Raw genomic sequence first — 24371 nt, 5'->3', positions numbered from 1 at the left:
GGGTACTATAACAGATGTTCTGGCGCGTCAAGTGCCTTGCATCTAAGCTGATAATTTGCAGAATATGGAAGATAGATTGGAAGCAATATTTGAGGGCCTGCATCAGAAGTCATCTTCTAAGCAGGCTATCTTCAGAAACACTAAAACCGTGTTTGATCAACTGCGCGAGGTGTCCATTGAACTGGTAGGTAAGCTCACAGAGCGGCTGGCCACTGTAGATACCACCGTAGTGATAGAGTATAGAAGCATCAATGACTTTGAGTTTCATGTAAAGTTCTCTGGTGACTTGCTGGTGTTTGTGATGCACTCCAACGTCATCACGCTGCCAGATGAGCATGAGTTAATGCGCAGCCGCTACGTAGAGGAAGACTTTAGAAGAAGATTCTTCGGGCACATCATGGCCTACAACTTCATGGCAGACTCCATCAAGTACAACCGCTTGAATGATCCTGGCTATCTGCTAGGCCGCGTGCTCATCAACATAGACAACCACTTTTACCTGGAAGGGGTAAAGCAGCTGGACCTGAACTACAGTGACATGTCCAAAAACAAGATCACGGAAGAGACCCTGCGCCTGTTCACAGAGAGTGCTATGATTGCTTCTGTCAATAATGACCTGGTAGCCCCAGACGTAGATGAGATCAGGAAAATCACCGTCAAACAGAAGCTAGAGGAACAAATGGTGAGCACACCGCAGAAAGTGGGCTTCTCCTTTAGCGCTCAGCAAAAGAAAGCTACCATCTACTAAAAGGGCATCATTTAGTGTTTATAAACGAAGAAAGGCACCCACAGAGAGCGGGTGCCTTTCTTCGTTTTTGGCCTGTTTTCTAGAAAACAGGCTAAAAACGGGTTAGGGTGACAGATTAAATAAACTCAGCTAATTCTAACCAGCGCTCGGTTTTCGCCTCCAACTGGTCCGTGATTTCCTGCACGCGCTGGGCAATGTCAGCCAGGCGGGTATGGTCTGCAGAGCCGCTGTTCATTTCCTCTATTAGAGTTTCCTTCTCGGTCTCCAACTGATCTATCTCTTGCTCAAGCTTCTCATACTCTTGCTTCTCTTTAAAAGAGGCCTTGCGTTTAGGAGCTGCATCTGGAGCAACTGCCGCCGGTTTTGCCGCCGACGGGGCTTCTGCAGGCGTTGGTTTAGGGGAAGGTTTGCTTTCTGGCTCGTTGGCTTTCAAGGCTTCACGCTCTTTGGCCCACTCCCGGTAGTCTGTGTAGTTACCCGGGAAGTCGCGCAGGTGGCCGTTCTCCTCAAACACAAACAAGTGCTCCACCAAACGGTCCATGAAGTATCTATCGTGACTCACAATCAGCAAAGAACCGCCAAACTGTAGCAAGAAGTCCTCTAAGATGTTAAGCGTCTGAATGTCCAGGTCATTGGTAGGCTCATCCAGAATCAAGAAGTTTGGGTTCTTAATGAGTACGCGCAACAACTGCAGTCTGCGTTTCTCACCGCCGCTCAGCTTGCGCACAAACGTGTACTGCTGGGCCGGCGGGAACTGGAAGTGCTGTAAGAATTGGCTGGCGGTGATAACTTCGCCGTTGCCGGTTTCCACCACTTCGGCTACCTCTTTCACCACGTCAATCACGCGTTGGTCCTCATTGAACGTAAGCTCCGTTTGGGTATAATAACCAAAAACGGTGGTCTGGCCCGGAATGATCTGCCCGCTGTCTGGCGCCATTTTGCCCGTGAGCATGTTCAGGAAGGTGGTCTTGCCGGCACCGTTAGGGCCCACAATGCCCACGCGGTCTTTCTTTCTGAACACATAGCTGAAGTCATCCAACACTACCTTCTCCCCGAAGCGCTTGCTCAAGTGGTCAATCTCCAGAATCTGGTTGCCTTGCCTTGAGGTCTTAACGGAAAGCTCTAGCGCTGTTCTGGTGTCTTTTAGAGAAGTTTTGTCTTTGAGGTCATAGAAAGCATCTACCCTGGACTTGGACTTGGTGCCGCGGGCGCGTGGTTGCTTGCGCATCCAATCCAGTTCTTTTTTGAGGAGTTGCTTCGCCTTGCCCATCTCCGCAGAGTTGGCTTCTTCTTGCTCGGCTTTCTTTTCTACGTAATAGCTGTAGTTGCCTTTGTAATTATACACCTGACCGCGGTCAAGTTCGGCAATTTCATTAGCTACCTGGTCCAGGAAGTAACGGTCGTGGGTCACCATTAAGAGCGTTGTTTGCTCTGTGGTTAAAAGGTTCTCAAACCACTCAATGGTCTCCAGGTCCAAATGGTTGGTAGGCTCATCCAAAATTAAAAGATCTGGCTCCTCAATCAAGACGCGGGCCATGGCTACGCGCTTTTTCTGACCGCCAGATAAATGGTCTACCAGTACGTCCAGGTTCTGTATGCCCAGTTTGCCCAAGATCTGCTTGGTGCGCACCTCGTATTCCCAGGCGTGCAGTTCTTCCATCCGCTCCATGACCTTCTGCATGCGGTCATCAGAGGTGTTGGGGTCTTCTAAACAGGCCTCGTAGTCTCTGATGGCGTCCAACACGGCGGTCTGGCCAGAGAAAATGGCTTCTTGCACGGTAGCGCCGGCCGGGAATTCTGGTTGTTGCCATAGGTAGCCCACCCGTATGCCTTTGCGCACGCTCACAGATCCGTTGTCTGTGGGCATGGTGCCGGCTAATATTTTAAGAAGCGTGGTTTTACCGGCTCCGTTGGCCCCAATCAAGGCAATGCGCTGTCCGCGGTTAATGCCAAAGGTCAGGTTCTGGAAAAGCCACCGGTCCCCGAAGCTTTTAGAGATGGAATCTGCTGATAGGTAATTCATAACCGCAAAGGTACGCAAATGGGATAGGGGAAACCACTGCCAGCCAAATTCAATGGACATAAAAAAGGCCGGGATGCGTGGCCCGGCCTTTTCTTTGCTTTTTCTTTAACTTAAATAAGACCCTTCCCTTAATGAGAATGGCCATGGTGCATTCCCCGTCCTAGCGGGTTATGCGTAGCGGCTCCATGTTCTGGAGTCACTCTGGTCATCATGGCTTCTAACACAATCATGATACCTACCACTAAATGCGGCAAGTACACATAATCACTGAAGTTGAAAAGCCATGGTGAGGCGGCTAGAAAAATACCAATCAGGTAGTCCATGGTCAAGTGCATGCGCATAGACATCACTCTAAACATGCCCACCTCAAAATTGGTCATCAAGGCTTGCAAAATAATCACAGCACCTACAACCATAGGCACCCACGTCTCAGCACCGCCGCGGTCAAAATCAAAGATGAATGGAGCGGCAATCAATAGAGCACCCACTAGATAATCCATTATCCCGTGGGCACGGGTTGAAAGTAATTTCATAATGTTTCTCCTGTTTTAGGTTTGTGTTGTATGGTATTTTACGATTTTAAATCTTGTTTGTTTTTATTTGGGTTGATTTTGCTTTGTATTAAAGCAAGATGATGGCTTTGCGTGAAACCCGGATATTGTTTCGTAAATTGCGCCATCATGCAGACAGAACCACGCGACCGGCCCATTGGCATCTTTGACAGCGGCATTGGCGGATTAACCGTCGCCAAAGCCATTAAGGCCCTTTTGCCGCAAGAACAGCTCATCTATTTCGGGGATACGGCGCACCTGCCGTACGGCGACAAGTCTACGGCCGCCATACAGGCCTACGCGGTAAAAATCTGTGATTTGCTCTTGCGCCAGCAGTGTAAAATAATCCTGATTGCTTGTAATTCGGCCTCGGCGGCAGCGTATGAACTGGTCAAAGAATACGTGGGGAGCAAGGCGCACGTCCTCAACGTGATTGACCCGGTAGTAGCATACGTAGGGCAGGAGTATGCAGGTAAATCCATCGGTCTCATTGGCACCAAGCAGACCGTCAACTCCAACGTCTACAAAAAGAAGATTGACAACCTGGACAAAGGCATAGAGCTGCATTCCCTGGCAACGCCCCTGCTGGCGCCCATGATTGAGGAAGGCTTCTTTAACAACACCATTTCTGAGAGCGTCATCCAAACCTATCTCTCAGACCCCAGCCTGCAAGACATTGAAGCCCTGATTTTGGGCTGTACGCATTATCCGCTCATTAAAGAACAGATTGACCGCTTCTATGAAGGCCGCGTGACCGTGCTGGACACTTCTGAGTTGGTAGCCCGGCACGTACAAGAGGTGTTGCATCGCTTGAACCTGGCCTCAGCCCAGCTGAAAGGAGAGCCCCATTTCTACGTTTCTGACTATACCGCATCTTTTGAGGCCTCCACGCGTTTGTTCTTCCAGAAGGCCGTACGGCTAGAGCATTACCCGCTCTGGGAGTAATTACAAACCCATAGTACTTGCGCTCTTGCCGTTTTTGGCCTATTTTTATAGAAACAAGCCAAAAACGCCACAGCCATGAAGAAGCGATATTTTAAAATTGGAGATCTGTCCCGTAACATGCTGTTGGTAAGCGCCGCCGCCTGCTTGGGATTAACGACAGTGTCCTGCTCAGACAACCGCTCTGCCCAGGAAACCTCTACTGAATGGAATTCTGGCCAGGAAGCAGCTTCCTACACCCAGGGTGTTATCACAGAAATGACCGAAGTTGGCCCTGACAACTGGAAGATTACCGATGAACGCCCCGCGGGTGCTGGTCAGGTGATGGCCATTCTCAAACACCAAGACGGCAAAGTAGACACGCTGCAAGGTCTGGAGCTGGAGGATAGAATGAAGGAGTACGCACAGGTGAACCCGCAGAACGGCTCTGGCTTTAGCATGATGAACGTGCTCATGTGGAGTAGCATTGGCTACATGGCCGGCCGCATGATGTCGCCTAACCCACGGTATTACGCTAACCCAAATACCATTCAACGCAACGACGCCTGGCGTCAGCAGACCGCAGCAGAACGCTCCAGAGGCGCCCAAGCCTTTAAAGGAACCGCCGGTCCCTACAGCCGCCCCACCACTACCACCACCCGTTCTACCCGTCCTAGCTCCAGCCGCTCTGGCTGGTTTGGCGGAAGATCCTCTGGCCGGTCAGGCGGTTTTGGCGGATAAGCTTTAAAGAGACGCTAGATATAAGACACAAGATGTAAGACTGATGCATTATCGTTTTTGGCCTGTTTTACAGAAAACAGGCCAAAAACGACTTGTGAACGTGTTGCCCTAACTAAGCTTTAAAGTCTTCTTCATTCATTATAATTGGTCATTCATCACTGGTCATTATTAATTATTCATTCTTAATTATTAATTAAAAACATGTCTTCTCTGCCTGTAAAACTGATGCCGCATCATGGCAATGTTACGTCAATGGTCAATCAGATGGGTTGGCAGTGGGTAGTGGAGGAAGAGTGCCAGACGTATTTGAGTGGTGAGGCCGTAGTTTTAACGCAAGCCAGCGCCGATGAACTGCTGGACGCGGCCACTACAGTATACCAGATGATGGTAGAGGCGGTGCCCGATGAATTGCCAGACGATTTCCTGCGCAAAGTGGGCATCCCCGAGAAACTGTGGCGGGCCGTGCGTCATTCCTGGAACGATGACCGCCACTGGCATTTATATGGCAGGTTTGACTTCGCGCAGACGCCAGACGGCGTGAAGCTGTTGGAGTTCAATGCAGACACGGCCACGTCCATCCCAGAGACTTCTGTGGTGCAGTGGGCCAGTTTAGCGGCCGCCGGCAAACAAGACGCCCAACAGGCCAACGGCTTGTACGAGGCGTTGCTAGAGCAGTTCCAGACCTGGAAAGGCCTGAACCCAGATTTAGACCCGTCTCTTTTGTTAGTTTACCTAGGCGAAAGCAGTGAAGACCGCACCAACTGCGAGGTGCTGGCAGAAGCCGCCCGCGAAGCCGGGTTCACGGCCCACGTCTGTCCGGTACATGAAATGGAAGTTTCTTTGGTGGGCGTGGAGCGCGGCATCTGGGCCCAGACCGGCGCCGAGCAGTGGCAGAAATTCACGTTTCTTTTTAAGCTGGTGCCTTGGGAGATGCTGGCGCAAGAAGAACCAGATTTGTGTGAGGACTTGGTGGCCTTGCAGTCTTCCAGAAACATCATTATTGCTAACCCGGCCTACTCCCTTATTTTCCAGAGCAAAGCCATGCTGGCCGTCTTGTGGCAACAGTTCCCATATCACCCGCTCTTGTTGCGTACCGAGTTCAAATCCTTTTCCGGCAAGACGGTTCAGAAACCCATTTTCGGGCGCGAAGGCCAGAACATACAGGTGCGTGAGAATTCAGACGTAAGCTCTACCTCGGGCCAGTACGGCAACCAGCAGCACATCTACCAATCCTGGGCCGACATGCCCCAGGACACTAACCGCTACCTTTACCAGGCCGGGGTTTTCTGGGCCGGCGAAGGCTGTGCCATCGGCTTTAGGCGTGAGCGAGGCATCATCACCAACCTGTCCCAGTTTGTAGCCCACGTGGTGGAGTAATCCTTTAAGTAATCAATTGGTAATTCTATATGTTGTTTAGAGTGGCCCGGCACACCAGCCGCCTTCCTGAAATGAGGGAATTTTACACGGAAGTGCTCGAGCTTGAGGTGCTTGGGAACTTTATAGGTCACAACGGGTATGATGGCATATTCTTAGGGAAGAAGGAGAGTGACTGGCATTTAGAGTTTACTCAATCCAGTGAGAAGGCGGTTCACACTTTTGATGAAGATGACGTCTTGGTTTTTTACCCAATATCACATGCTGAACACGAGCGCATTCTGGACAAGATTCATCAGATGGGATTCACATTAATGGCTCCCAAAAATCCTTATTGGAAAATAAATGGAAGAATGATCCTTGACCCAGACGGTTTTAGAATCATCATTTCTCCTTTGAGGATAAAGCATGCATAAACTTGTCCTTCTTCTGATACCTTTTGCTAAAGTATATCTGAAAAACCATTCTGCTTCCTAATAGCCCTTATGCATAAAGAAGTTCCCCTCATTCTGTTAGCCAGCGCCAGAAAGGAAAGTGACACGGCGGCGTTCGTGCAGAAGGTGTTTCAAGAGACGCCGCACCAAATCATAGATTTGCTGGATTACCAAGTAGGGCCGTACCGCTATGAGAATGACTATCCTACGCAGGATGACTTTCTGAAGATTGTAGACCAGCTGTTACAGCATCAGGTAATTGTCTTTGCTACGCCAGTGTACTGGTATGCCATGAGCGGGCAACTTAAAATCTTCTTTGATCGACTCACAGACTTGGTGACGGTGCAAAAGCACCTAGGCCGACAATTGAAAGGCAAATCTGTTTTCTTAATAGCCGTTGGCGCAGATGATTCCTTACCCGACGGCTTTGAAGTGCCGTTCAAGCTCACTGCCAAATACCTGAACATGCACTACGGGAGTAGTCTGTACGCCTCCACTGAGGAACTGGAAACAGACATCTACCACATAGGCAACCACCGCGAATTCCTGCGCGAAATCCAAGACGCCCTACAGCAGCTTAGCTGAATTTCTTACCCTCAGTAATACGCTCTACCGTCTTAGTAATGCGCGTATTGCGGGTTTCTGGTCGTTTGGCTTCCATAACCCAGCGCACGTATTCTTTGCGGTGCGTATAGGCCATCTTCTCAAAAGCCTCTAGCTGTTGGGCATCGGCTAAGGCTTTTTTCAAATCTTCCGGGATTTCAATCTCGCTCCGCTCTGTGGATACAGCGGCTTTTGCGGGTTTCAGTTGGGCGGCTGCTTGCAGATATTCCACTACGTACGGCACATTAATCTGTAAAGCCTCTGTGAACTTGATGGTACGCATGGTTTTGGCGTCCAGGCCGGTGGTGAAAATGCCATGGGTGTCAGGCAGTAACGCTCCCTGGAAGAAGACCAAGTTCACATGTTGTTTGTGCACGCCAATGGAGCAGACCATACCCGCGCCTGCTTTTTCATAAACCGGTGAGCCCCATTTCCAGGACGGTTGCAATTCTGGGTCTGCGGCGGCAATGGCTTCTCGCAATTTCTCACAAATAGGCTGGGCGTATGCAGGCGCGCTGGTGAAGAATGCATTGATTTTCTCTTCTTGCTGGGCAGGCGTCAGTTTTATGGTAGTGGCCATTGATTGGTTGCTAATTGTTGATTGTTAATTGACTTTAAAATCCGATTTTGCTTATTTTCTAGAAAATAAGCCAAAATCGAATTTACCAGCGGGCGTTTTTGAAGCCTTCTACCGTGAACATCTCAGTGGGTAAGGATTTCGGGAATTTCATGTTGTAGTACAGTTCATGCAAGGTTGTTTTGCCATTTGCGCTGAAGGTGAGGTCGGTGGCAATCCAGTTCCCTTTTAATTTCTGGTAGCCTTTTAACTCTACCGCCGTCTGGTTTTCGCCGGTTTGGCGCACCGTCTTCAAAAGCCACAGTTTCTGCTCATCAATGATGAAATGGCTGGCTTTCTGGTCTAAGGACGTTACGCCCACCACGTACACTTTTTTGCCTTGCCAGGTAGTCTTGAATACTTTGCTCAAGTCAAAGCCCGCTTCCTGCATCTGGGCCACAGTGCGGTCTGCCGGTTGGTGGTACACGTCAAAGCCTAGCACCAGCACGTCATGCACGCGTCTCATTTGGTTCTGCAGCGCATTGTTCTTGAATACAAACTGACTGTCTTCTTTAAAAAGCACGCCGTTACCCGCCTCAAACTCATTGAACTTGATCACCAACTTCCCGGGGAACGCAATAGCCTCATGCCAAACCTCTTTTTTGGTAACTTCACCAGCGGCATTGTAGAAGATAGCCGTCTGGTCAAACGTGAAATACGGGTCAAACTTGCCGGCGTACTCTTTATGCATTTTCGCTATCACCTCCTGACCGGTTAGCGCCGGCGCCTCAGAAAATCCAGGAGTGAAGGGTTGAGTCAAGGACATGAAGAAGGGCAATAGCAGGTTCAACAACATATAAGAGTCACACTAATTGAAGGACTAAAATAGAGAGTTTATTTGAATTAGGCCACCCAAGCGATTTTTCTTCGATTAGGCATCTAAAACCCCTTCTAAATTAGGAGGCGAGTGTTAAACCCGCCGCCCCACGTGAGCCAAGATAAAGCAGACCGTGCCTTGGCACGCATGACTCTGCAGCGACAGGGACAGCCATTGCCTGCAACTACCAGAACCAACCATCAAGTCCTTACAGGATTGGGACCAGAACCAGTCTTGGTCCTGAGCGCCTCTGTTGTTTCGTCGCCCGGCAGGGCGGGGCCAAAGGCCCAGAGTACAACAGCAGTGCGAAGGGCCAAGACTGGGCCCCGCGGCCATGAGCGCTTAGCAGGAGAAATGAAACAAGGCTGTGACTTCGCACCGGTAAAGGCAGTATTTCTCAGGAACAGCCAAATGCATGCACAACTTGTACTACAGCTGGAGAAGCAGTCTGGGTTGTTGGTGATAACACCAACAACGGCGGGCAGGGTAGGTTCAGCTTGGCCACTCACAATTATCAATCAGTTATCAAAATCCTTTTCCGCCTAATTCCCAGAAAACAAGCCAAAAACGACATCAGCAAAAACACCAGCCCATCCATTACCAATCAATCCTGAATACATGTACCTTTGAACTGGTCAACTCCTTGAGCACATGTGGGCACTGCCGTTGGTACTTCTTCTCATTTTAGGCGTGGTGGTAGTCATCTTCTACGCCGAACGGAAGCTGTCTGCCTTTATGCAAGACCGCCTGGGGCCCATGGAGGCCGGTCCGTACGGCACCCTCCAATTCGCCGCCGACTTACTAAAACTCCTCCAGAAGGAAGACATCGTGCCAGCCGCGGCAGATAAAATGCTGTTTAAGTTTGCCCCGTTGGTCATTTTTGCCTCAGTGCTGGCGGGCTTCGCCGTCATTCCCTTAACGCCTGAGCTGGTTCCGTCTGGCACTTCTATCGGGTTGTTCTTCTTGCTGGCTATTGTGTCTCTGGATGTGATTGGTTTGCTCATGGCAGGGTGGGGCTCCAATAACAAATATGCCCTGCTAGGGGCCATGCGGTCGGTGGCGCAGATTGTGTCGTATGAGATTCCGGCGGGACTTGCCATTCTGAGTGTGGTCATCATCAGCCAGAGCCTGGACTTGCAGGAAATCAGTTTTCAGCAGGGCGTGCAAATGCAACAGTTTCCGGGGTATGCGCAGGAGGTAAACTACCTGTTCGGACTTAGGGCGCTGGGCATAGACGTGACCCATGTGGGCGGCATTTTAAGTTGGAACATCGTGCGCATGCCGTTACTTAGCTTCGGGTTTATCATTTATTTTATCGCCTCTTTGGCTGAGTGTAACCGTGCACCTTTTGATATTCCAGAGGCCGAGTCTGAGTTGGTGGCCGGTTTTCACATAGAATACAGCGGGTTCAGGTTTGCCACTTTGTTCTTAGCCGAGTATGCCATGATGCTGTTGGTGAGTCTGGTGGCCGTGATTCTGTTTTTAGGAAGCTGGAATACGCCTTTCCCCAACATGGGTCCTGTGAAACTAGCCGATTGGACCACCGGCACGTTGGGCGCCTGGTCCGGAAACCTGTGGGCCTTCTTCTGGTTGATAGGTAAAGCCTTAGTCTTGATGCTGGTGCAGGTGTGGTTGCGTTGGACGTTCCCCAGAATGCGCGTAGACCAACTCATGCACTTGTGCTGGAAAATACTCACGCCCGCCGCGTTAGCGTTAGTGTTAGTAGCCGCCGTCTGGCGTTTGTTGATGATTTAAACCCATGGAGAACCCTCAGGAAAAATTAGGCAGTCTGCAACGCCGCGGCTTTTGGCGGGACCTTCAGTCCTTGTGGCAGGGCATGGGCTTGACGTTCAAACATCTGGTCCAGGCCAAACAGCGGCGCTCGCCCTTGCACATTGCAGATCCCAACTACTTCAAGCAGGATACCGGCCTGGTCACGCTCACCTATCCGTATGAGTCCTTGCCGGTGCCTGAGAACGGCCGTTACCGCTTGCACAACGAGATTGACGACTGTATTGTCTGCGATCTTTGCGCCAAAATCTGCCCCGTGGACTGCATCACCATCGAGTCAGTCAAAGCCACCGAGGAGATAGGCGAAACTTCTGACGGCACCAAGAAGCGCCTCTACGCGCCCGTGTTTGACATTGACTTGGCTAAATGCTGTTACTGCGGCCTCTGCACCACCGTGTGCCCCACTGACTGCCTCACCATGACCAAGGTCTATGACTTTGCAGAGGTAGACATCAAGAACATGATTTACCATTTCACGGACCTCACGCCAGAACAGGCCGAAGAAAAGAAGCGCCTCTGGGCAGACCAGCAGGAAGCCATAGCCCTGGCCAAAGCCGAGGCCATGAAAGCCCGCCAACAGCAGAAAGGGGAGTAAGTGAAAATTAGAGTCATCAAATTCTCAACAGCCTTACTAGGCGGTGCTTTGCTTTTTCTGATTCAAGTAGTGGCAAGTACTTTTTATGAACCAAGGTCTCCGTTTGCCAACTTTTTCTTAGAAGGAGGACTTATTCTTTCTGTTTTATGGCTATTAGCTTTATTTGCCTTTGTGACTGGTTGTAGCCGTTTATCAAAAGGTGAATCCAGGGTAGCAATCGGACAGCTGTTGGGAGCCGGTTTTTGCTTAATCATTTTTGGGTTTTCCCTTTTTTGGGAAGTAATAAGCCCTCCTCCTCAACTCAAGGAAGATAGAATAGTTTACGCATCAAGGAACAGTAGCCATGAGAAGCTAATCCTTCAGCACTATGAAACTGGCGTAACTGGTAACCCAAATTGGCGTGCCATCTTAGTGAAAGACGAGTCTCTGCATTTTAGAAGGTTTAGAACTGTTGATTTGAATTTATTCGGACGTGATGCTTTATTCCAATTTAGTTTAATGGAAGGGATCAACTACAGCAGAATACCTAAAACTGTTAAGATTGAAGGCAAGGAGTATTTTTTAGAGAACTCACTTTCGCCTATGCCTCAAACCGACTTTTAACCAACTTTTGAAGATTACTAGGCAAAAGAGTGCGAGTAATCGTTTTTAGCCTGTTTTCCAGAAAAGAGCTCAAAAATGAGTTTTCATTCTTTCAAGCAGTAAAACACTTTCCAACTCTTCCAATCGTTCTTAGTTTTTGGTAAATTGTTGCATGGCGCGCGTACTTTCCTTTTTCTTCAGTCTTCTGCTATTCTTCTCTGCCTCTGTTGGATTTGCCCAGCAGAAGGTGACGCATAAAACGTTTTCGGTGAAGCCCTTGAATGAGACCAAGGCCTTGCCAGAACTTGCCGCTTTTGTTCAACAAGTCATCACCGCCTGCACCAATAAGGATACTGCGTTTCTATTGAATATAGTAAGTGATAGCGTTGCCATTTCGCATGGGGGAGAGTCTTATGGCAAGACAGACTTTCTGGAGGACTTCATACAAAAGATGGACGGGTTTAGTAGACTGAAAGAAGCGCTCGTTTTGGGCGGGACCATCGAGAAGGAAGAAGGCCATGACGTCTACCAGTTCCCGTACGTGCAATCGCATAGATTTTACAGCCCGCAGCTAGACAACTATGAAGTAGACTTGTATACCACGGTCATCGGGCTGAAGCCCTTCTTGGGCGTATTCAGTAAGCCCTCACTCAAAGCGCCCAAAAGTGCGGTGCTTGCGTACCCCATTCTGCAGCTTGCCGAGGACGGAGACCATGAAGACCCTGTCTGGGCCAAAGTCTTAACTTATGATAATAAGGTGCAGGGCTTTGTACAGTGGAAGGACGTCTACGCGGCCTCGGGCATCACGGTGCAAATTATCAAGGAGGGCGATGCTTTCAAGATAATATCCGTGGCACCTTTTGATTGAATTCTCCTGTCTTTTTTATCATTGATTTACCTATAATTCCTTTTCAAAGTTTCTCTTAAGTTGTCTGCGTTTTTACCCTGATTTGCAGAAAAGAGGCCAAAATCGGAAGTGGGAAAAGAAGTACCTTCGTGTTTGGATGTTGGTGCGTATAAGGCATCATTGTTTTCATCTGAGCAAAACCTAGTCATGTTCCAAACCACCAAAGCGCCACTGCCGGAGCGCATGCGCCCCGCTAACCTAGACCAATACGCCGGCCAGCAACACCTGGTGGGCCCAAAAGGCGTGCTTAGAAGGTACATAGAGGCGGGCATGGTGCCGTCCATGATTTTCTGGGGACCGCCGGGCGTGGGAAAGACTACTTTGGCCAACATCATTGCCGGTCAGTTGAAAGTGCCGTTTGTAGCCATGAGCGCCATCAACGCGGGCGTGAAAGATATCCGGGACGTAATTGACCAGGCCCGCAAGCGCCAAGGCACCGTCTTGTTCATTGACGAGATTCACCGGTTCAACAAGTCTCAGCAGGACGCGCTGTTGGGGGCCGTAGAGAAAGGCACCGTCACCTTGATTGGGGCCACTACGGAGAACCCTTCGTTTGAAGTGATTCCCGCCTTGCTATCCCGGTGCCAGGTGTACATTCTTAAGTCGCTGGAAAAGAAAGAGCTCATTGACTTGGTGCAGAAGGCCCTCACCGAGGATGAGATTCTGAGGAAGCGGGAGATAGAAGTGCAGGAGTATGAGGCGCTATTGACTATATCTGGCGGTGATGCGCGCAAACTGCTCAACCTTCTGGAGATTGTCATTGACGGGAGCACCACTAATCCGCAGGAGAAACTGGTCATCACCAATGAGATGGTCAAGCAGATTGCCCAGCAGAACCTGGCGCTCTATGACAAAGGCGGCGAGGCGCATTATGACATCATCTCGGCGTTCATCAAGTCCATGCGCGGTTCAGACCCCAATGCCACGGTGTACTGGCTGGCCCGCATGATTGAAGGCGGTGAAGACCCCAAATTCATTGCCCGCCGCATGCTCATCATGGCCTCTGAGGACATCGGGAACGCCAACCCCACAGCCATCATCATGGCGAATGAGTGCTTCCAGGCGGTGAACGTGATTGGCTATCCAGAATGTGACATCATCCTGTCGCAGTGCGCTATTTACCTGGCCACCTCACCTAAGAGCAATGCGGCCTATAAAGCCATCAGGACGGCCCGCGCCATGGTCAAAGAGCAGGGGAGCCCTCCGGTGCCATTAAACCTGCGCAACGCGCCCACCAAGCTCATGAAAGAGATAGGCTACGGCAATGAGTACAAATACTCGCATGACTATGAAGGCAACTTTAAAGCCCAGAACTTTTTGCCCGAAGAACTGAAAGGCACCGTTTTCTTCCATCCCGGCAACAACGCCCGCGAGAACGAGATGCGCAAGAACCTGCGGAACCAGTGGGGCGAGTGGTACGGGTATTAATGTGCTAATATAGGACTCAAGACACAAGACGTAAGATTCAGGACTTCTCCCTATTTTGTCATCCTGAAAGGACATTGTGGGCGAGTTAGACAGACCGGAGCTACGCACGGATTCTCATTCTCCCCTCAAGGAGAGAATCCGCGTTAAGATACAAATTGCCGTTTTTGGCCTGTTTACTAGGAAACAGCCTAAAAACGGGGTGTCATTTTCAAATCATAAAATAGCACATCAGCACTTTCAACAATTAGCACATTATTCCAACCACACCCGCACGCCAAAAGACAGGCTCATGATGTTGGGGTAGCCGGGCACAAAGGAGGTGGAGAAGTCGGTGCGGTCTGTGAGGCGGTAGTTGTATTCTAGCTCGCCGGCGTACCAGATCATCTTGTACTGCCAGGCATCCTCTGGATCACCACCAAAAAAGGAGGTAGAGACGTTGTAGCCGTCTAGCGTGGACCAGTTGCGGCGGTAGACCAAGGTAGGCCCCAAGCCGCCGTTCAAAGAATGCCGGCCAGCCTCAAAAATCACCGCCCGTACGCCCAAATGCGTAAAGCCCGCCAGTTGCAGGGCGCAGTCGGCGTAGAGAGCTTGGATGGCCTTGATGGAAAACTTGTCTCCTTTGATAAAATGCTCATACCCCACGCTGGCGCCCAGGTTAAAGACCAGGTAGCCTTTGCCGTCTGGGTTGAGCGGCATGAGCTCGGCGTTGTCATCTCCCCGGGGGTGCAGGGTAAGACCAAAGTACTTGAAGTTGAGGTTTCGGCGCGCCTGTCCCAATCCTTGGTCGGGCAGAACTAAGAACAGCAGCCATATGAAAAGTAGACAGATGCGCATCTCAAAAGATATACGCGAAATACTGATTTTTGCTTTTCTGTGGTTTTAACGGGTGTTGTTGAATTGATTGCGAATCAAATAGTTACCGCGTCTGTTTAGGCTTAAAGGACCCCATTGTAAAAGCTTGCCAAGAAATATGCATTTTTATGAGAGCCGGGATGTAAGTCTTTAGAACTATATTCGACTAATGTAGAAACATGGGTGCTGGACCAAATGCGGTACAGATACCTTTTACTTTAAAGACATGTTACAATTTTTTAAATACGTATTGGCCACCATTGTAGGCCTTATGCTGTTCATGGTGCTGGGTTTTATCCTGTTGGCGGGCATTGCCGCGGCCTCTACAGATGACACCGTCAGCATTGAGAAAGACTCTGTGCTAGAGCTAAAACTAAGCCAGCCCATTACAGAGCGCAGTCCGCGCAGTCCTTTTGCAGACCTGGGGTTTGGAGACCTTCTGGGGGAAAGCGGCATAGGGCTGGATGACATCAAGGCGTCCATCAGAAAAGCCGCCAAAGACGACAACATTGAGGGCATCATGCTCAACTTAGAGTTCATGCAAGTGGGCATGGCCTCTCTAGAAGAGATCAGAGACGAGCTCCTTGAATTCAAGAAGTCCAAGAAGTTCATTGTGGCCTATAGCGAGATTGCCACGGAGAAGGCGTACTACCTGTCCTCGGTGGCAGACCGCATCTACCTGAACCCGTCTGGGACGCTGGAACTGAATGGTTTAAGCTCTGAGGTGATGTTTTACAAAGGCACCTTTGAGAAGCTGGACATTCAGCCGTACATCTTTAAGGTAGGCGAGTTCAAGAGTGCCGTAGAACCGTTCATTCTGGACAAGATGAGCGAGCCTAGCAAGGCACAGACCGCTTCGTTCCTGAATTCATTGAACGACTTTATGCTGCAGAACCTAGCCAAGGCCCGCAACAAGAGCTTTAAAGAAGTGAAGAACATCTCTGACTCTATGCTGGTGCACAACGCCGAGGACGCCCTTAAATATGGCTTGGTGACGCACCTGGGGTATTATGATGAGGCCCTGGCTTACATGAAGCAAAAGACCGGCACTGAGAAAAACGAAGAAGTGAACTTGGTGAACCTGGGCAAGTACCGCAAGGTAGCCGATGATAACAAGAAATCTGGCTCATCTAAAAACAAGATTGCCGTCATTTATGCTTCTGGCGAGATTGTGGGCGGCAAAGGAGATGATAATACCATTGGCGGCGAAGGCATGTCTGAGGCCATCAGAAAAGCGCGTCTGGACAAGAACGTGAAAGCCGTGGTTTTGCGCATCAATTCGCCGGGCGGAAGCTCCCTGGCCTCTGACGTGATCTGGCGCGAGGTGATGCTTACCAAAAAAGTAAAGCCGGTCATCGCCTCCATGTCTGACGTGGCCGCTTCTGGCGGGTATTACATTGCCATGGCCTGTGATACCATTGTGGCACACCCTAACACCATCACGGGTAGCATTGGCGTATTTGGGATGTTGTTCAACGCCGAAAATTTCTTGAAAAACAAGCTAGGCGTAACCGTAGACCGCGTTAAGACCGGCAAGTTTTCAGACGTGCCTTCGGTGACGCGCCAAATGACCGAGTATGAGAAAATGCACATTCAACGTGAGGTGGAACGCATCTATACAGACTTCACCACCAAAGCCGCCAAATCCAGAAACATGTCTGTAGCAGACTTGCGGAAAGTAGCTTCGGGCAGGGTTTGGTCTGGATCTGAGGCCAAGGCCCGCGGATTGGTAGACGTGTTTGGCGGACTGGATGAAGCCATTGCCATAGCCGCTAAAAAAGCCAAGCTCAAGAAAGACGAGTACAGACTGCGCTCTTACCCAGAGCAGAAGTCGTTTATGTCTACCTTCTTTGATGACGCAGAGTCTCAGGTGAAAACGTATTATTTGCAGAAAGAACTAGGCGCCATGCTGCCTTACTACCAGCAGTACAAACAAATAGAAATGATGCAAGGGGTACAGGCCAGAATGCCGTATGACATTGCCATCCAATAATATTTAAACATAGAGCTTTCCCCACAAAAAAGGCCGCCATTGGTGGCCTTTTTTGTTATAAAGAAACCACCGCGAGGACTGCACATTTCAGGAAAAATTAAGACCTTGCGCCCGCAAACAAAATGCGTTTTTGGTCTGTTTTCCAGAAAATAAGCCAAAAGCCACCACCACACCTATGATAAACGCCTTACAGGAAGCCGCAGACTACATAAGAGAACAGATGAACCACCAGTATGAGCCCGAGTTCGGGATTATTCTGGGCACGGGTCTGGGAGCCTTGGTAGAAGACCTGGAGATACGGCACAGCCTCAACTACTCAGACATTCCGCATTTTCCGGTGTCTACGGTAGAAAGCCACTCGGGTAAACTCATCTTCGGGGACTTGGGCGGGCGCCGCGTCATGGTCATGCAGGGGCGTTTCCATTACTATGAAGGCTACAACATGGAGCAAGTGGTGTTTCCTGTGCGCGTTATGAAGCTCTTGGGCATCAAGCGCCTGTTTGTGAGCAATGCCGCCGGTGGTCTGCACCCTGACTTTAATACCTCAGACCTGATGGTCATCACAGACCATATCAACCTACAGCCCACCAACCCCTTAATTGGGAAGAACATCAATGAACTGGGGCCGCGTTTCCCAGACATGAGCGAGCCGTATGAAGAGACTATGATCCAGCAGGCGCTCAATATATCTGAGGAGCACCGCCTGGACGTGAGAACCGGAGTGTATGTAAGCGTGCCGGGTCCCATGCTAGAAACCAAAGCCGAATACAAATACCTGAGCACCATTGGCGCCGATGCCGTGGGCATGAGCACCGTGCCCGAGGTAATTGCCGCCGTGCACATGGGCCTGCCGTGCTTCGCCGTATCAGTCATCACAGACCTATGCGTGCCGGGTAAGATTAAGAAAGTAATCCTGCAAGACATTCTGGACGCCGCCGCCAAAGCAGAGCCTAAGATGACCTTGCTTATTAGAGAACTGGTCAAAATTCAGGATTAACCTTTAGCAGGGTTGTTCAAGCGTTTTTGACCTGATTTCCAGAAAATAGCCTAAAAACGAAAGCCTCGTGAGTAGAACTTGCGAGGCTTTCTTATTGAACCATATTTTATAGTTGAAGATTTAGGATGGACGCCAAAAACTTATTCAAAAGCCAAATTCAACAAGCCGTTGACATCCAAAATGAGATTGTAGCAGCATCTATTTATATTGACCCTTTAACTAAGAAAGCGCTTATTCAATCTACGGCCATATTTCTTGATTCTATTGCTGCTCATGAGTTCTCACTCTCACAATTAAAGTCTTTTTCTAAAGATCTTTTCATCTATTGGCAAGAAAGTATTGGGGTGGATGTAGAGAAATTTTGGACAAGACTGCAGAATGAGGGAATTTGTATAGAAAGAAAGGACGAGTTAATTTTTGCCCTTACAAAGGGAAGGTTTAGAAGGGTTGAACAGTCCATTGCAAGCAGAAACTATTGGGATTTGCTTATGAGTATGGAGTCTATTCAAATAAGGTTTTCTGCGTCTGACAGAGATAAAATTAAAGGGATTATTGACAATGATGAAAGGGCCAGATTGCAGATTTTGCAAAAGTGTTTAGCTAAAAAATCAGTCCCTGGATACCAGTATTTAAAATTTGGCGAATGCGTAGCTTACTTTGAGAGTTGTGGCCTATTTGATAAATACTTTTCATCATCAGAGAAGGAGGAGTTATATATAATTTGGAAAAACTCAAATTGAATTAAAAACTGGTGCTGTTACCATATTGAGGTTCAAATTCTCTAGAAAGTTAGTGGCTGTTTGATTATCTTTTAATAACCTGGCGTTTTTGCCCTGTTTTCTGGAAAATAGCCTAAAAATGAAAGCCTCACTGTTTTAGAAACGGTGAGGCTTTCGTTTTTGCAAACTGTATGTATTTACTTGATGATGAGTTCTCTGGTGTTGTAGTTTAAGTGAGTGAAGACGCCATAGCCACCAGCCACGGTAGACTTAATGGTGACCGGTTGCGCGAAGGGATTGCCGTTGGAGCGCCGGGCATCTTCTACGCTACTTATAAACTCATAATAAGGTCTGTCCAAATGAAAGAGCTTGATGTTGAGCGTGTCACCGCGGTCAAAGCGGTAGGTGGTGGTGTAGATGATTTTCTGGCCGTTGCGCAGGCGGTCGTTGATCTCGGCGTCCATTTCACTGTCTACGCCGCCGGTAGAGTCATTCTTGTGGGTGAGCAGGCGGTAGAAGTTTTCACGCGATGGGTCATCCTGCCATCTAATGTAGAGGTAGGCCTCCTGGCTTTCTTTGGGCTTGTCATTGAATTTATAGCCCACGCTGTCTAAGGGAGCAGGAGGGAGGACGGTGGTAGAACCCGTTACCCGTCTTCCGGTTGGATCTGTGATGGTCAAGGTGTAGACATCGCCCGGCTGGCTTTGGATGACGTGCCGGCTGGAGTAATTGGTTATTTTTTCGTTTTCATTGTCTACATCTACGCTAAAGCGCAAAGGAATAACCTGTGAGCCGTTCTTGGTGATGGTAACGGTGGCGTTGTGGATGATGACTGGTTGTGCACCCTCAAAATACCCCGCAGATTCTGACAAGGCCAGCCTAATGGGTTTGCCTTCCTCCAGATAGCATTCCACCACCAACTGCGTGGGCAGAACGGGCAGTTTCACTTCAATCTCCTGCTCCATGTCACAGGCTGCCAAGCCCGCCACCATCAGCAGAAAACCAAGCAGTCTCAACGTATAGAATTTCATCTTCATTAGAACTTGAAGTTATAGGTAATGGACGGAATGACCGGGAACAAAGACACCTGCTTGGCCACAAAGCCGGTTATTTGCTCGGTCTCTTCGTCTTTAATCGTCTCAAAGTACACAAAATACGGGTTGCGGCGGTTGTAGGCATTGTACACGCTAAAGGTCAGGTCTGAGGTGCCGCGCTTAGGCCTTAGCTTGTAGACCACGCCCAGATCCAGCCTATGGTAAGGAGCCAGCCTGAAGGAGTTACGCTCTGCGTACACGGGGATGACGGTGTAATCCTCGCCGTTCACGTCCTGGAAGACAAAGCGCTGCACAGGTAAAGAATAGGCGTTGCCTGTGCCGTACACAAACGTAGCCGTGGCACTTATGCGGCTGGTCAATTCTTGGATGGCTACTACAGACAAGTCATGGCGGCGGTCAAACCGCGTAGGGAATTTCTTGCCGTTGTTAATGTCTGGAAAGGTGCGGTTGGTCCAGGAGAGGGTATAGCCAATCCAGCCGGTGGTTTTGCCTTCTTTCTTTTCCACGTAAAACTCCTGGCCGTAGCTCTCGCCGGTTCCAAAGACAAACTCCTCTTCCAACTCTGGGTTCCCGAAGATTTGGGCGCCGTCCCGTAAATCCAGCTGGCGTTTCATGTCTTTGTAGTAGGCCTCGGTGCTGAGCAGGTATTTGTCTTTGTAGATTTTAGTCACTCCCAGGGCCACCTGGTCAGAGCGCTGCGGTTTTACGCCGGGGCTAGAAGGGTACCAGATGTCTGTGGGCAGAGACGCGCCCGAGTTGGACACCAGGTGCACGTACTGGTACATGCGGGTGTAATTGGCCTTGAGCGAAAGTGTTTCAGTGAAGCGGTAATTGACAGAGGCACGCGGCTCCAGGCCCACAAACGTCTTGTCGTTTCTAAAACCAGAAACCCGCAGCCCGTAGCTGAGCGTTAAGAGCGGCGTCAGGCCCCAATCATCAGAGGCGTACACGCCAAACTCCTGCCCGTTGTAGTTATTGCCCGCCTGCACGTTGATAGACCCGTCATCTGCGCTGGCCTGCAAGCGGCCTACGGTGAACTTATGCTCGGTGGCTGAAGCGCCAAAACGCACATGGTGATGGTCATTGGGCAGGTACTCAAAGTCCGTTTTGAGTGTATAGTCCGTAATGTTTGAGGTGAGGTTAAAGCTGAAGATGTCCAGTTTGTTGGCTATCTCATATTCATAGTTAGAGGCAGAGAGCGTGGTATTTACAAAGAACCGCGGCGAAAATTGGTGTGCCCACCGCGCGCTGGCTACTTTGTTGCCCCAGTTAAAGTTGAAGTCAAAATCTGCGTCGTTGAATTTGAAGAAGTCCTTGCCGTAATACCCATTCACAAACAAGCGGTCATTGGGGCCCAGCTCAAAGGTGGCCTTGGCGTTGAAATCATAGAAGTAATAATCTGGGATGGGGCTCCAGTCAGGGTCGTCTTCTTGTGACTTGTTGATCATGCGCGTGAACACGTCCACGTAGGTACGGCGGCCAGACACCAGAAACGAGGACTTCTCCTTTTGAATGGGACCTTCAACGGTCAACCGGGAGGCAATCAAGCCCAAACCGCCAGATACGTCATACTCTTTTCTATTGCCGTCACGCATCTTCACATCCAGCACACTAGAAAGTCTGCCTCCAAACTGCGCCGGAAAACCACCTTTGTACAGTTCCACGTTGCGCACCGCATCTGGGTTGAACACCGAGAAAAACCCGAACAAGTGGCTGGGGTTGTAGACCAAGGCATCATCCAGCAAAACCAGGTTCTGGTCATTGCTTCCGCCGCGCACAAAGAGTCCGCTGGTCCCTTCACCGCCTGACTGGATGCCGGGTTTCAATTGCAGGGTTTTAATGATGTCTACCTCGCCAAACAGGGCAGGCAGCAACTTGGCTTCTCTACTAGAAAGGGTCTCCACGCTCATCTGCGGACGGGTTAAGCGGTCTTGGAAGGTATTGCGCTCACCTTCCACCACTACTTCTTTCAATTCGGTGTCCAGGGTGGTTAACTCCAGGTTTAATTTTACATCACTAGATAGGGTGAGTTCTTTTATTTGACTTTGGTAGCCCAGGTAGGAGAACTGGATGCGGTAAAAACCTGGTGCGGTGGTGAGGCTGTAAAAGCCGTTGGTGTTGGTGATGACCCCGGCGGTGGTGCCTATGATGCCCACGTTGGCGCCAATCAAGGGCTCGCCGGTGCCCGCGTCGCGCAGGGTGCCGCTCAAGGTTACTTTGTCTTGTGCAGATAAGGAAGTGCCTAGGCAGACAAGCAGTAGGAGGGAGAGCAGAAAGCGCAAAGCAACAGGCATAGAATGAGGTAAAAACGAGGGTCTATTTACTGGAAATTCCCGAAAGCATAACGCCTAACTAACTGATATGTTTTCAAGCGAGCCAGGAGAAAGTACCTGAGCCACTGCGTCAAAGCCTTCTTCTGGAAACAGCTCTGCGTACAGCTTGGCAATGGCAAAAAGATGCTGGCGTACCTTCTCAGGCTTTGGAAGGGCTCCCTGCAAGGCATCCTGCGCCAGGTGCAATGAAAGGTCAGTTAATAGCAGCCTGCGTTTCTCTGTGAATTCAGGCGTGCCGGGATACACAGCAGCAGTAGGATAGGCCACTTCTACGGCCGTATGGGCGGTGTCTATAAAGGCTAAAAGCTTCTGGCGGATCTCTGGAGTCATGCTACAAATATATCTAAAAAAGCCACTCCCGTTTTTGGCTTGTTTTCCAGAAAACAAGCCAAAAACGGGAGTGGCTAACTAATTGATAATTTACAGGTTAGAGTACAACCAAGCGTTGCGTAAATTAATCTGCGCCGGGGTAGCCTCTGGGGCCGGAGCCAACCAATGCGACACCATTTCCTCTGAGGGCTCTAACTTGGCTTTTAGCTCCATGGGTTTCACTTTGCCGCTGGCGTCTTTTCTGCCCACGGTGATGGTGAGCATGCTGCCTACTTTGCCGTTGGCCACGTGCTTGGTAAACAGATCCGTGGCATTGTTTAAGGTAAGGTCTTCGCCGTTGATGGCCAATATCTGGTCGCCCGCTTGCCATCCCAGGGTCTTCCCGAAGCTGGACAGGCTCTCCACGCTGGCCACAGTTATGCGACTGGCCTTTTGGTCATAGCTCAAAGTGGGCTTACCCAAAGAGATGCGCTTGACCACGCCAGAAGGCTTGTACTGGATGCCTACCTTCTGGAATAGCTCGGTGTAGGGCAGGGGCTGGGCGCCTTCAACGTATTGTCTAAAGAAGTCTCTGATTTCAGGGAAGGTGAGGGCCGTGATTTTATCAAACAGCTCTTCGTCCTTAAAGGATTTGTCTTTGCCGTAGGTCTGGCTCAGATCCTTCATGAGGTTGCGCAGGCCGTATTTTCCGCCGGAAAGCTCACGTAGTCTAATGTCCAGGGCCATGCCAATGAGCGCGCCTTTCTGGTACACGTTGCCGTACTGCTTCTCATACTTGTCCAGGGCACCCAGGCTTAGCTCCGTGAACGGCAGGGTGTCATTGTACTCTTGTTTAGAGGCAATGATCTTGTTTCTGACCTCGTCCATGAACGTGCCCTCATCCACCAATTTCTGATTTACCTGCACGTGGTGGGCAAAATACTCGGTGACGCCTTCATACAACCACAGGTGCTTGGACATCTTGGGCTGCGAGAAGTTAAAATTGCCAATTTCTTCTGAATGGATGTTCAAAGGCGTGACAATATGGAAGAACTCATGCGCCGAAATACTGCGTACCTGCTCCGCCAGCATGTTGGGCGGCATTTCCGGGAAGTAGTACACAGACGAATACGAATGCTCCAGGGCCCCGTAGGCGCCCGTGCGGTTTTCCTTGTTGTCAATGTAAATCAGGAACGCATATTTGTCTACCGGCAACGTGCCTCCCAAATAGTTGCGCTGTGCCTCCAGAATGGTTTTGATGTTGTTGGCCAGGTTCTTGGAGCGCTGTCCGCCGCCGGCCGCATAGGTGGCAATGAGCACGTCTGCCGTCCCTACTTTGAGCATGGCCGTATCTGGCTTGCTGTAGAGCATGGGTGCGTCTACCAAGTCATTGTAGTTGTCCAACAGATACGTGTCTGAGGTAGCCGTAGTGGCCGTGGCGCGCAAAGGCGTGGCTCCGTAAAATTCTTGCGGCTTGGTCACGGTAATCTGGTACGGCGTCTTGGTCATGCCCTCAAAATACCCGAAGAACCCGTGCGTATTGATAAGGAACACTTTGCCAGCCTCAATGTCTGTGGCAGCGGGCTCAAACACGATGTCCTCTTTCTTGGGCGTGTCCCAGGTGTCATCTGCCAGGTAGGTAATCTTGGTGAGCTTCTTGGCGTTCTTGATGCGCCAGGTGTTCACGTCCACCTTCTCTACGGGCAGCTTTCTGCCTTTCTTATCAAGGGCTTTAAAGTCTGAGATGAACTTGCCAAAGTCATAGACGGCGTAGGTGCCGGGCACCATCTTGGGCAGTTTATAAAGCACTTCATCCTCATCCAGGTCATCAACCAGCAAGGTAACGGGCAGTTTGTCATTGCTCACCTTGGTCAGGTCAATGGAGAAGTTGTACGTAGGTTTTTTGGAAGACTGCGCCAGCGTGGGCATCTGCACCAGAACGGCAAGGCCTAAGGCCGCAAGGAATGATTTAACCATAGGTT

23 protein-coding genes are annotated in these 24371 nt (G+C 50.0%); 14 read left to right on the top strand and 9 right to left on the bottom strand.

Annotation, left to right across the window (positions count from 1 at the left end; all coding sequences use genetic code 11):
• The first annotated feature begins 64 nt into the window (after positions 1–64).
• Complete coding sequence (locus ABD880_RS07120) at positions 65–748, top strand: hypothetical protein (RefSeq protein WP_345164061.1); 684 nt, start codon at positions 65–67, stop codon at positions 746–748.
• A 115-nt stretch (positions 749–863) separates the two neighbouring features.
• Here ABD880_RS07120 and ABD880_RS07115 read toward each other — a convergent pair whose 3' ends face one another.
• Together ABD880_RS07115 and ABD880_RS07110 are read right to left on the bottom strand one after the other, a co-directional pair.
• Positions 864–2771, bottom strand: coding sequence for an ABC-F family ATP-binding cassette domain-containing protein (locus tag ABD880_RS07115; protein WP_345164060.1), 1908 nt, complete (start codon positions 2769–2771; stop codon positions 864–866).
• Between the two features lie 128 nt (positions 2772–2899).
• Positions 2900–3304, bottom strand: a complete 405-nt coding sequence (locus ABD880_RS07110) for an SPW repeat domain-containing protein (protein WP_345164059.1) — start codon at positions 3302–3304, stop codon at positions 2900–2902.
• A gap of 147 nt (positions 3305–3451) precedes the next feature.
• On the opposite strand from ABD880_RS07110, the gene murI reads away from it, so the two are divergent.
• The 5 genes from murI (at position 3452) to ABD880_RS07085 (ending at position 7377) form a co-directional block, all read left to right on the top strand.
• A complete protein-coding gene (murI, locus tag ABD880_RS07105; RefSeq protein ID WP_345164058.1) occupies positions 3452–4267 on the top strand; it encodes a glutamate racemase in 816 nt (271 codons plus the stop codon).
• A 75-nt stretch (positions 4268–4342) separates the two neighbouring features.
• Positions 4343–4984, top strand: a complete 642-nt coding sequence (locus ABD880_RS07100; protein WP_345164057.1) for a Cj0371 family chemotaxis-regulating polar lipoprotein — start codon at positions 4343–4345, stop codon at positions 4982–4984.
• Between the two features lie 201 nt (positions 4985–5185).
• A complete protein-coding gene (locus ABD880_RS07095) occupies positions 5186–6361 on the top strand; it encodes a glutathionylspermidine synthase family protein (protein WP_345164055.1) in 1176 nt (391 codons plus the stop codon).
• 41 nt (positions 6362–6402) lie between these two features.
• On the top strand, positions 6403–6774 hold the full coding sequence (locus ABD880_RS07090) for a VOC family protein (protein WP_345164053.1): 372 nt from the start codon (positions 6403–6405) through the stop codon (positions 6772–6774).
• A 69-nt stretch (positions 6775–6843) separates the two neighbouring features.
• Positions 6844–7377, top strand: coding sequence for a flavodoxin family protein (locus ABD880_RS07085; protein ID WP_345164052.1), 534 nt, complete (start codon positions 6844–6846; stop codon positions 7375–7377).
• Here ABD880_RS07085 and ABD880_RS07080 read toward each other — a convergent pair.
• Both ABD880_RS07080 and ABD880_RS07075 read right to left on the bottom strand, forming a co-directional pair.
• Positions 7370–7975 (bottom strand): DUF1801 domain-containing protein, encoded by a 606-nt coding sequence (locus ABD880_RS07080; protein WP_345164050.1) that lies wholly within the window; start codon positions 7973–7975, stop codon positions 7370–7372. The two genes, ABD880_RS07085 and ABD880_RS07080, sit on opposite strands and share 8 nt — an antisense overlap.
• Positions 7976–8057: 82 nt before the next feature.
• Positions 8058–8777, bottom strand: a complete 720-nt coding sequence (locus ABD880_RS07075) for a hypothetical protein (RefSeq protein WP_345164048.1) — start codon at positions 8775–8777, stop codon at positions 8058–8060.
• 702 nt (positions 8778–9479) lie between these two features.
• On the opposite strand from ABD880_RS07075, the gene ABD880_RS07070 reads away from it, so the two are divergent.
• The 5 genes from ABD880_RS07070 (at position 9480) to ABD880_RS07050 (ending at position 14131) form a co-directional block, all read left to right on the top strand.
• Entirely contained in the window at positions 9480–10583 is a 1104-nt protein-coding gene (locus ABD880_RS07070) for a complex I subunit 1/NuoH family protein (RefSeq protein WP_345164046.1), read from the top strand.
• A 4-nt stretch (positions 10584–10587) separates the two neighbouring features.
• On the top strand, positions 10588–11214 hold the full coding sequence (locus tag ABD880_RS07065; RefSeq protein ID WP_345164045.1) for a NuoI/complex I 23 kDa subunit family protein: 627 nt from the start codon (positions 10588–10590) through the stop codon (positions 11212–11214).
• Entirely contained in the window at positions 11215–11817 is a 603-nt protein-coding gene (locus ABD880_RS07060; RefSeq protein WP_345164044.1) for a hypothetical protein, read from the top strand. It abuts the gene before it with no gap.
• Between the two features lie 151 nt (positions 11818–11968).
• Positions 11969–12664 carry a hypothetical protein gene (locus ABD880_RS07055; protein ID WP_345164042.1) on the top strand — a complete coding sequence of 232 codons (696 nt, stop codon included), beginning with the start codon at positions 11969–11971 and terminating at the stop codon, positions 12662–12664.
• Positions 12665–12850: 186 nt separating this feature from the next.
• Positions 12851–14131, top strand: a complete 1281-nt coding sequence (locus ABD880_RS07050) for a replication-associated recombination protein A (RefSeq protein ID WP_345164040.1) — start codon at positions 12851–12853, stop codon at positions 14129–14131.
• Between the two features lie 252 nt (positions 14132–14383).
• On the opposite strand, the gene ABD880_RS07045 is transcribed toward ABD880_RS07050, so the two are convergent.
• Complete coding sequence (locus ABD880_RS07045) at positions 14384–14965, bottom strand: hypothetical protein (protein ID WP_345164038.1); 582 nt, start codon at positions 14963–14965, stop codon at positions 14384–14386.
• 244 nt (positions 14966–15209) lie between these two features.
• On the opposite strand from ABD880_RS07045, the gene sppA reads away from it, so the two are divergent.
• The 3 genes from sppA to ABD880_RS07030 all read left to right on the top strand — a co-directional run bounded on the left by sppA (position 15210) and on the right by ABD880_RS07030 (position 18713).
• On the top strand, positions 15210–16976 hold the full coding sequence (gene sppA / locus ABD880_RS07040) for a signal peptide peptidase SppA (protein ID WP_345164036.1): 1767 nt from the start codon (positions 15210–15212) through the stop codon (positions 16974–16976).
• A 175-nt stretch (positions 16977–17151) separates the two neighbouring features.
• A complete protein-coding gene (locus ABD880_RS07035) occupies positions 17152–17973 on the top strand; it encodes a purine-nucleoside phosphorylase (protein ID WP_345164034.1) in 822 nt (273 codons plus the stop codon).
• Positions 17974–18098: 125 nt separating this feature from the next.
• On the top strand, positions 18099–18713 hold the full coding sequence (locus tag ABD880_RS07030) for a hypothetical protein (protein WP_345164032.1): 615 nt from the start codon (positions 18099–18101) through the stop codon (positions 18711–18713).
• 176 nt (positions 18714–18889) lie between these two features.
• Here ABD880_RS07030 and ABD880_RS07025 read toward each other — a convergent pair whose 3' ends face one another.
• The 4 genes from ABD880_RS07025 to ABD880_RS07010 all read right to left on the bottom strand — a co-directional run bounded on the left by ABD880_RS07025 (position 18890) and on the right by ABD880_RS07010 (position 24366).
• On the bottom strand, positions 18890–19723 hold the full coding sequence (locus tag ABD880_RS07025) for a DUF4249 domain-containing protein (protein WP_345164030.1): 834 nt from the start codon (positions 19721–19723) through the stop codon (positions 18890–18892).
• A 5-nt stretch (positions 19724–19728) separates the two neighbouring features.
• On the bottom strand, positions 19729–22041 hold the full coding sequence (locus ABD880_RS07020) for a TonB-dependent receptor (protein ID WP_345164028.1): 2313 nt from the start codon (positions 22039–22041) through the stop codon (positions 19729–19731).
• A 54-nt stretch (positions 22042–22095) separates the two neighbouring features.
• Positions 22096–22410 (bottom strand): hypothetical protein, encoded by a 315-nt coding sequence (locus ABD880_RS07015; protein WP_345164026.1) that lies wholly within the window; start codon positions 22408–22410, stop codon positions 22096–22098.
• A 90-nt stretch (positions 22411–22500) separates the two neighbouring features.
• Positions 22501–24366, bottom strand: a complete 1866-nt coding sequence (locus ABD880_RS07010; RefSeq protein WP_345164024.1) for a M61 family metallopeptidase — start codon at positions 24364–24366, stop codon at positions 22501–22503.
• Positions 24367–24371 lie beyond the last annotated feature (5 nt).

This window comes from Nibribacter koreensis (assembly GCF_039541795.1).
In the GTDB taxonomy this organism is placed as follows: Bacteria; Bacteroidota; Bacteroidia; order Cytophagales; family Hymenobacteraceae; genus Nibribacter; species Nibribacter koreensis.
Note: the sequence above shows the minus strand (reverse complement) of the source record. Positions and strands in the feature narration are given on the sequence as shown.